Source organism: Azospirillum sp., from assembly GCF_035627195.1.
Taxonomy (GTDB): domain Bacteria; phylum Pseudomonadota; class Alphaproteobacteria; order Azospirillales; family Azospirillaceae; genus Azospirillum.
The window spans coordinates 1-7,883 of sequence record NZ_DASPMG010000052.1; the positions used below are offsets into that span (position 1 = coordinate 1).

The following is a 7,883-nucleotide window of genomic DNA, read 5'->3' on the forward strand; positions in this document are numbered from 1 at the left end:
AAGCGCCAACGGCTTCGCTAGATCCCACCAAAACAGCGGCGCTTGGGACGCCAGCTGGTGAAGGTAAAAACAAGAACCGTGCCAAACCCGGAATCGGCGGGATTCCTCGGCGCGGATTCGTGTCGGCCAGGGGTGTGGCGACGTTTTGGGCAGTGACTGAGGGGTGTGGTGATATTTTGAGCACGAAGCTGGGGCGACGGCCCGGGCGCATAAAAAAGGCCCGGCGTCGCCGCCGGGCCAGTTCAAAGGGAGGAGAAACGTCAAGAAGAGCGCCGGCCAGTCAACTCCGCGCGGCCGGCATCGCGGAACCCTAGAGCGCCTCAGCGTTGGCCTCGCCGGTGCGGATGCGCACCGCGCCCAGCAGGTCGAACACGAAGATCTTGCTGTCGCCGATCTTGCCGGTGTGGGCGGCCGACTGGATCGTTTCGACCACGCGGTCGGCCAGCTCGTCGTTGACGGCAACCTCGACCTTCACCTTGGGCAGGAAATTGACCATGTACTCGGCGCCGCGATAGATCTCGGTCTGGCCCTTCTGACGGCCGAAACCCTTGACCTCGCTGACCGTCAGGCCCTGGATGCCGAGCGGCGTCAGCGCCTCACGCACCTCGTCGAGCTTGAACGGCTTGATGATGGCCATAACGAGTTTCATGTGGCTCCCCTTGAAGCAAAGTGTGCCGGCCGGCGTCCTCGCCCGCAGCGTGTTCGCACCGGCCGCAAAAATCAACGGTTACAAGAATCGTGCCGGACGCCATCAGGCGTGGAATCAAGCGCGGGAAACCGGAACCGGCGCCGCGTTGTGCAGCGTATGCCCAGTTTTTAAGCAGCGGCCACGCGCCGCGCACCCTACCTCTGGACAGCGGCGCGGCGGCGGACGATTGTTGCTGCGCAATGTGAAACACGGGCAAGGACGGGAACGGTCATGGCCGACTCGGATATCATCACCACGGAGGTCGTCGTCCTGGGCGGCGGGCTGGCCGGGCTGACCATGGCCGCGGCGCTGGCGACCGCCGGCGTGCCGGTGGTGTGCATCGACCGCGACAGCCCGGACCTGCACCGGCGCGACGATTTCGACATCCGCACCACCGCCATCGCCTACGCCTCCATGAAGGTGCTGGAGGGAGCGGGCGTGTGGCGGCACATGGCGGACGACGCCGGGCCGATCCTGGACATCCGCGTCGCCGACCAGTTCTCGCCGCTGTTCGTCCACTACGACCACCGCGAGGTGACGCTGGACGGCAAGAACCAGCCCTTCGGCTGGATCCTCGACAACAAGGACATGCGCCACGCCCTGTTCGCCCGCGTGGCCGAACTGCCGGGCCTGCGTCACATCGCCCCGGCCCAGGCCGTGCGCATCGACCGCGACCGCTCCGGCGCGGTGGTGGAACTGGCCGACGGCCGCATCGTCAAGGCGCGCCTCGTGATCGGCGCCGACGGCCGCAAGTCGCTGGCGCGCGAGACGGCAGGCATCCGCCTGCGCACCTGGAAGTACGACCAGACCGCCATCATCTGCACCATCCGCCATTCCGAGCCGCACAACGGCGTGGCGGTGGAGCATTTCCTGCCCAACGGCCCCTTCGCCGTTCTGCCGATGACGCAGAACCGCTCCTCCATCGTGTGGAGCGAGAAGTCGTCGCTGGCCGACATGTACATCAAGCTGCCCGAAGCCGAGTTCATCGACGAGCTGCAGCGCCGCTCCGGCGGCTATCTCGGCGAGATCGAGCTGCTGACCCGGCGCGAGGGCTGGCCCCTGTCGGTGCTGCTGGCGCAGGAGTTCGTGGCCCAGCGCATCGCCCTGGTGGGCGAATCCGCGCACGCCATCCACCCCATCGCCGGCCAGGGGCTGAACCTCAGCTTGCGCGACGTCGCGGCGCTGGCCGAGGTGATCGTCGACGCCTACCGCCTGGGCCTGGACGTCGGCTCGCCGGAGGTGCTGGCCCGCTACCAGCGCTGGCGGCGTTTCGACACGGTGCTGCTGGCCGCCGTGTGCGACGGGCTGGTGCACCTGTTCTCCAACAACTTCGGGCCGGTGAAGCTGGCGCGCGAGGTCGGCTTGGCGGTGGTCAACCGCCTGCCGCCCCTGAAGCGCTTCTTCATGCGGCACGCCATGGGCGTGGTCGGCGACCTGCCGCGCATGGTGCGCGGCGTTCCGCTGTAACGCGCCGTTTCAGGGCGCCAAGCGCGCGGTGGGGGTATCTGCAAAGGGCGGTATGCCGGATGTCCGGGCTTGTATTCGGTGGCCCAGCCCCCATTTCCGTTTGGTCATTCTGTTTCGGACTACCGGCCTCCTACACCCTTTGGGTGCCTAGACCGCGGACGTTCCTGGGCACAGTCTGATGCGGCCTACCGGTGGTGGGGCGCTCCCTCATGTTTGGAGGACACACAATGCCGACCGGCACCGTCAAGTGGTTCAACGGCACCAAGGGTTATGGTTTCATTCAGCCCGACAACGGCGGCCCGGACGTTTTCGTCCACATTTCCGCCGTCGAGCGCGCGGGCATGCGCGGCCTCAACGAAGGCCAGAAGGTCTCCTACGAGGAGCAGCGTGACCCGAAGCGCGGCAAGACCTCGGCCGAGAACCTGAAGGCGGTCTAAACCGCCTGACGTCGCTTCGTCGACAGGGGGGCACCAGTTCGCTGGTGCCCCTTCTCTATTTCTGATAGTCCGTTCCCGGCCGCTGTCGCCAGCCTCGCTGGTGGCGGCCTTTTTTTCGTCAGGAGGCGAGGCCCATGGCCCGCAAGCAGAAGCAAACCAACAACGACAGCGCCTTCGTGCTGTTCGACGTCGTCTACCAGGACGGTGCCCGCACCTCCAACCGCAAGGTTCCCCGCGCCGAGGTCGAGGGCCTCGACGGCGAAGCCCAGGCCCGCGCCTTCATCGAGGAGCAGGACCGCAAGATCGCCGAAATGTCCGGCAACCCGCGCGGCCCGATCAAGTCGATGACCCGGTCGGCGGGGTAGTGAGCGCCGTTTTGCCCCCACCCGGCTTCGCTTGCGCTCAGCCACCCTCCCCCGCTTCGCAGGAGAGGGTTTTTCTGCCGAAGCGGCGGAGTTCCCTCCCCTGCGAAGCGGGGGAGGGTTAGGGAGGGGGCAAAGAACCCCTCGGCATCAGGACTTCAGCGGATACTCCCGCAACGCCTCGTACACCGCCGCCCCCTTGCCCAGGTGGCTGCGGTACAGCGTGAAGTGATCGATGGGGAAGGGGCCGGCGCGGAACAGGCCGCGATCCTCCAGGAAACGGCCGATGCGGTCCTTGGGTGCGTCCTTCAGCCGCGCCAGCGTCACGTGGGGGGAGAACCGGCGCTCCTCCGCCGGCAGGCCGGCGCGGACCACCGCCGATTCCACCTTTGCCTGCAAATGCGCCAGCGCGTCGGACCGCTCCACCCCCGCCCACAGGACGCGGGCGTTGCGCCCGCTGCCGAACACGCCGACACCGTCCAGCACCAGGGGGAAGCCCGGCGCCTCCACCTCGGAGAGCGCCGCGTCGACGTCGGCCGCCGCGTCGCCCGGCACCTCGCCGATGAAGCGCAGCGTCAGGTGCAGGTTGTCCGCTTCCGTCCAGCGCGCCCCCGGCACGCCGCCGCCGAGACCGGCAAGCCGGTCCCGGACGTCCGCGGGGAAGTCGAGGGCCACGAACAATCGAAGCATCACAGACGGATCATCAGGGGCAGGGGTCGGTGTAGCGGTCGTTGACGGCGTCGATCTCCTTCAACACCTCGTCCGACAGTTTGATGCCGCCGGCCGCGATGTTGGAGACGAGGTGCTCCATCGTGGTGGCGCCGATCAGGGTGGAGGCGACGAACGGCTTCTGCGCCACGAAGGCGATCGCCATCTGCGTGACCGACAGGCCGTGCTTCTCGGCGATCGCCATGTAGGCGCGCACGGCGGCATCCGCGTTCGGCGTGGTGTAGCGCGACGGCCGGTGGTCGAGCGCCCGGCGCGTGCCCGGCGGGATCTGGCCGTCCAGGTACTTGCCCGACAGCGTGGCGGCCCCGAGCGGCGAGTAGGCCAGCAGGCCCACGTCCTCGCGCAGGCCGATCTCCGACAGCCCGTCCTCGTAGGTGCGGTTCAGCAGGTTGTAGGCGTTCTGGATGCTGGCGATACGCGGCAGGTCCTGCACCTCGGCGTGCTTCAGGAAGGTCATGACGCCCCAGGGCGACTCGTTGGACACGCCGATCGCGCGGATCTTGCCGGCCTTGATCAGGTCCTGGAGCACGCCCAGCGTCTCGGGTATCGGCACGCCGTCATACTGCGGCCGGTGGGCGTAGCAGCGCTGGCCGAAGCGGTTGGTGACGCGGTCGGGCCAGTGCAGCTGGTAGAGGTCGACGTAGTCGGTCTGCAGCCGCTTCAGGCTGGCGTCCAGCGCGGCGGTGATGTTGGCGCGGTCCAGGCGCGACTTGCCCTCGCGGATCCAGGTGAAGCCGCCGTTGGGAGCGCCGATGACCTTGGTGGCCAGGATGACCTTGTCGCGCCGGCCCCGGCTCTTGAACCAGGTGCCGATGACCTGTTCGGTCTTGCCGTAGGTCTCGGCGGTGGGCGGGATGGCGTACATCTCGGCCGTGTCCCAGAAATTGACGCCCTGGTCGAGCGCGTAGTCCATCTGGGCGTGGCCCTCGGCCTCGGTGTTCTGGCGGCCCCAGGTCATGGTGCCCAGCCCGATGACGGACACGTTCAGGCCGGTGCGGCCGAGCGGACGGTATTCCATGGTCTCGAAGATCCTCGCTGCGTCTTTGTGTGTTTTGCCGGCCACCCTATGGTCCTACACGAACAGCGTCAGCACGCCCGTGTAGCCGTACAGCCGGTTGTGTGAAATCTCGCCCGCGCCGAAGAATCCCACCAGGGGGAAGTCGCCCAGCGCGGCGTGGATCATCTTCAGCTCCTCGCTGTCGCTGCCGAACAGGTTGGGGCCGCGGGCGATGCAGCTGACGTAGACGCCGCCCTTGGGCGGGCCGGGCAGGCGCTTCTTCAGGTTGGCGAGCATGCGGGCCATGTCGGCCTCGGCCGACGGCCTGTCGCGGCGGGCGAACAGCACGGGCTTGCCGCTCTCCACCCGCTCGCCGATGGCGATCCAGCCGGTGCGCGGGTCGATGGCGACGAGGTCGCGCACCATGTAGTCCCCCGTGTCGGAGCCGGGGATCGGCAGCCCGGCGAAGATGGCGCCGGCCACCTGGCGCAGGTCGCGCGCCAACTCCTCCCCGATGTCCTCCTTGAAGACGTCGAGGGCGGGGCGGCCGTCGATCTCCAGGATGACGTTGTCCTCGCACGCGGTGATGGTGCGCGGCGGGCCGATGGGCGTGCAGCCCTGCGTCAGCTTGGTGGCCAGCGCCACCTCCGGCGCGAACAGCACGCCGGACAGGCCGCCCTCGGACACCGGCCCCTCCGTCCCGGTGGCGGTGGAGGCGGGCGGGGCGAACTGCGGGAAGTGGTCGCCGCGCGACGACGTCAGGCCGCCCACCAGGAAGGCCCCCGTCGACTCGGCCACGCTGCCGACGAGGTCGGCGAGGCGCTGGTTGCGCGGGTCGGCGTGCACGAGGCCCAGCGAGGCGCCGTGCCGGTCCAGCCAGCCGCCGGCGGCGCGGCGCATCGGCTCCAGGTCGCCGTCCACGGTGGGGAAGACGCGGAAGGCGCTCTCCGGCAGGCGGGCGGCCATGACGGCGATGGCGGGGCGGTCGAAATGCTCGACCCCGGCGCCCAGCACGCCGATGCCGACGGTGCCCACCCAGTCGCGGATGCCGGTGGTGCCGCGCAGCAGCTTCAGGATGTGCGCCGCGTCCCCCGACAGCGCGTCGGAGACGTAGAGGATGCCCAGGTTGCATCCCGTCACGTCGCCCAGCTTGTCCAGGCAGGCGCGCACCACCTGCGCCCACTCGGCGCCCTCGGCGCTGGCGGCGTGGAAACGGGCTTCGGATAGTGTGTCGGTGGTCATGTTGGTCAGCCTCCCGTGCGGGCACGGTTGTCGAGCAGGCGGGTCACGTGCGGCAGGATGCGCTCGACGATGACCTTCACGCCGGCGGCGTTGGGGTGGATGCCGTCGCCCTGGTTCATCGCCGCGTCGGTCGCGACGCCGTCCAGGAAGAACGGGTAGAGCGGCACGCCGTGCTTGGCGGCCAGCTCGGGATAGATGGCGTTGAACCGCTCCGTGTAGGCGCGGCCGTAGCTGGCCGAGGCGTACATGCCGGCCAGCAGCGTGGGGATGTTGCGCTCCTTCAGCCGGCCCAGGATGGCGTCCAGGTTGGCGCGCGCCGCCGCGGGGTCGAGCCCGCGCAGCATGTCGTTCGCCCCCAGCTCCACCAGCGCCACGTCCGGCTTGTCGCCCAGCGCCCAGTCGAGGCGCGACAGCCCGCCCGCCGTGGTGTCGCCCGACACGCCGGCGTTGATGACCGTCACGTCATAGCCCTTGGCGCGCAAGGCCCGTTCCAGCTGCGGAACGAACCCTTGCCCGTCGCCCAGGCCATAGCCGGCGGTGAGGCTGTCGCCCAGCGCCAGCACGCGGACGGGGCCGTTCGCGGCGCTTGCCGTGGCGCTCAACGCCATGACCGCAACCCCCAGGAGCGCCGCCGCCGCGGCGTTGAAAAGGCGGCGTGCCACGCCATATGGCGAAAGGCTTTTCCGCTGTCTGCTGAGACCCATCACAATGTCCCGACCCGATTCCGCGGCTACTCCGATCGTCGAAATCGACCCCATGGTCGACATCGACGACGTGCACCTGAGATTGGACAGCGCCGCCGGACCCGTCAACATCCTGAGGGGAATGAATCTCTCGGTCGATCGCGGAGAGCGGGTGGGGGTGGTCGGTCCCTCCGGCTCCGGCAAGTCGACGATGATGATGGTGATGGCCGGGCTGGAGCGCCCCAGCAGCGGGCGCATCCGCGTCGCCGGGCACGACCTGGGCGGGTTGAACGAGGACGGGCTCGCGCGCTTTCGCCGCGACCACGTCGGCATCGTGTTCCAGGCCTTCCACCTCGTGCCGACCATGACGGCGCTGGAGAACGTGGCCATCCCGCTGGAGTTCGCCGGCGCGCCCGACGCCTTCGACCGCGCCCGCGCCGGGCTGGAGGCGGTGGGGCTGAAGCACCGCCTCACCCACTACCCCGGCCAGCTGTCGGGCGGCGAGCAGCAGCGCGTCGCCATCGCCCGCGCCTTCGTGGCGGAGCCGTCGCTGCTGCTGGCCGACGAGCCGACCGGCAACCTCGACCTGGAGACCGGCGCGCACATCGTGGAACTGCTGTTCGGCCTCGCCGAGCGGCGCGGCACGACGCTGGTCCTGATCACCCACGACCCGGCGCTGGCCGAGCGCTGCGACCGCACGGTGAAGCTGATGGACGGCCGCATTGCCGACGACGGCCGCCACGCCGCCCGCAACGTGCGGGTTGAGGCGTGAGGATGCTGTCGCAAATCGCTTCCAAGGATCGGCGGCGCCACGGCTGGCGATCCGGGTTCCCAGTGAAGAATCAGAGACTGAGAGATTCAGAGACAAAGAAAATCGTGCGCCGGAGCCCGATCCCCGCGGAGCTGCGGCCAAGGCAAGATCCTCCCGGTCTCTCAATCTCTAAGTCTCTGATTTCCCTGATCCGTACTCTCTCCGTCAGCTAGAACGCCATGACCTCCCTCCTCCTCGCCCTTCGATTTGCCCGCCGGGAGTTGCGCGGCGGGCTGCAGGGGTTCCGCATCTTCCTGGCCTGCCTGACGCTCGGCGTCGCCGCCATCGCCGCCGTGCAGTCGGTGTCCAGCGGTATCCTCGAAGGGCTGAAGGAGGACGGGCGCGCCATCCTGGGCGGCGACGTGGCGATCCGCCAGATCTACCAGCCGCCGGCACCGGAGGCGATGAAGCACCTGAAGTCGTCCGGCCGCGTCGCCGCGTCCGTCGAGATGCGCGCCATGGCGCGC

At 69.0% G+C, this 7,883-nt stretch carries 9 protein-coding genes and 1 pseudogene; 5 read left to right on the forward strand and 5 right to left on the reverse strand.

What is annotated here, in order from left to right:
* Positions 1-310: 310 nt before the first annotated feature.
* Positions 311-649 carry a P-II family nitrogen regulator gene (locus tag VED21_RS04660; protein ID WP_324881154.1) on the reverse strand — a complete coding sequence of 113 codons (339 nt, stop codon included), beginning with the start codon at positions 647-649 and terminating at the stop codon, positions 311-313.
* 270 nt (positions 650-919) lie between these two features.
* Between VED21_RS04660 and VED21_RS04665 the strand changes: the two genes are divergently transcribed.
* From VED21_RS04665 to VED21_RS04675, 3 genes are all read left to right on the forward strand, one after another.
* Positions 920-2,155 (forward strand): UbiH/UbiF/VisC/COQ6 family ubiquinone biosynthesis hydroxylase, encoded by a 1,236-nt coding sequence (locus VED21_RS04665; protein WP_324881155.1) that lies wholly within the window; start codon positions 920-922, stop codon positions 2,153-2,155.
* Between the two features lie 227 nt (positions 2,156-2,382).
* Positions 2,383-2,592 (forward strand): cold-shock protein, encoded by a 210-nt coding sequence (locus VED21_RS04670; protein WP_109119732.1) that lies wholly within the window; start codon positions 2,383-2,385, stop codon positions 2,590-2,592.
* Between the two features lie 134 nt (positions 2,593-2,726).
* Positions 2,727-2,957 carry a hypothetical protein gene (locus tag VED21_RS04675; protein WP_324881156.1) on the forward strand — a complete coding sequence of 77 codons (231 nt, stop codon included), beginning with the start codon at positions 2,727-2,729 and terminating at the stop codon, positions 2,955-2,957.
* Positions 2,958-3,104: 147 nt separating this feature from the next.
* Here VED21_RS04675 and thpR read toward each other — a convergent pair whose 3' ends face one another.
* The 4 genes from thpR to VED21_RS04695 are packed head-to-tail and all read right to left on the reverse strand — an operon-like array spanning position 3,105 to position 6,584.
* Positions 3,105-3,644 (reverse strand): RNA 2',3'-cyclic phosphodiesterase, encoded by a 540-nt coding sequence (gene thpR, locus VED21_RS04680; protein ID WP_324881157.1) that lies wholly within the window; start codon positions 3,642-3,644, stop codon positions 3,105-3,107.
* Between the two features lie 13 nt (positions 3,645-3,657).
* Complete coding sequence (locus VED21_RS04685; protein ID WP_324881158.1) at positions 3,658-4,701, reverse strand: NADP(H)-dependent aldo-keto reductase; 1,044 nt, start codon at positions 4,699-4,701, stop codon at positions 3,658-3,660.
* A 54-nt stretch (positions 4,702-4,755) separates the two neighbouring features.
* Positions 4,756-5,922, reverse strand: a complete 1,167-nt coding sequence (locus VED21_RS04690; RefSeq protein ID WP_324881159.1) for an FIST signal transduction protein — start codon at positions 5,920-5,922, stop codon at positions 4,756-4,758.
* A gap of 5 nt (positions 5,923-5,927) precedes the next feature.
* Positions 5,928-6,584 (reverse strand): arylesterase, encoded by a 657-nt coding sequence (locus VED21_RS04695; protein WP_414638152.1) that lies wholly within the window; start codon positions 6,582-6,584, stop codon positions 5,928-5,930.
* 94 nt (positions 6,585-6,678) lie between these two features.
* On the opposite strand from VED21_RS04695, the gene VED21_RS04700 reads away from it, so the two are divergent.
* Positions 6,679-7,377 (forward strand): ABC transporter ATP-binding protein, encoded by a 699-nt coding sequence (locus VED21_RS04700; protein WP_324881160.1) that lies wholly within the window; start codon positions 6,679-6,681, stop codon positions 7,375-7,377.
* A 218-nt stretch (positions 7,378-7,595) separates the two neighbouring features.
* Positions 7,596-7,883: pseudogene (locus VED21_RS04705) on the forward strand (ABC transporter permease); the annotation flags it as partial.

Bases quoted from the DNA above. Each gene is read 5' to 3' on its own strand.
- VED21_RS04700 (WP_324881160.1), top strand. From the start codon at position 6,679: ATGGTCGACATCGACGACGTGCACCTGAGATTGGACAGCGCCGCCGGA.
- VED21_RS04685 (WP_324881158.1), bottom strand. From the start codon at position 4,701: ATGGAATACCGTCCGCTCGGCCGCACCGGCCTGAACGTGTCCGTCATC.
- VED21_RS04665 (WP_324881155.1), top strand. From the start codon at position 920: ATGGCCGACTCGGATATCATCACCACGGAGGTCGTCGTCCTGGGCGGC.
- VED21_RS04660 (WP_324881154.1), bottom strand. From the start codon at position 649: ATGAAACTCGTTATGGCCATCATCAAGCCGTTCAAGCTCGACGAGGTG.
- VED21_RS04690 (WP_324881159.1), bottom strand. From the start codon at position 5,922: ATGACCACCGACACACTATCCGAAGCCCGTTTCCACGCCGCCAGCGCC.
- VED21_RS04675 (WP_324881156.1), top strand. From the start codon at position 2,727: ATGGCCCGCAAGCAGAAGCAAACCAACAACGACAGCGCCTTCGTGCTG.
- VED21_RS04670 (WP_109119732.1), top strand. From the start codon at position 2,383: ATGCCGACCGGCACCGTCAAGTGGTTCAACGGCACCAAGGGTTATGGT.
- thpR (WP_324881157.1), bottom strand. From the start codon at position 3,644: ATGCTTCGATTGTTCGTGGCCCTCGACTTCCCCGCGGACGTCCGGGAC.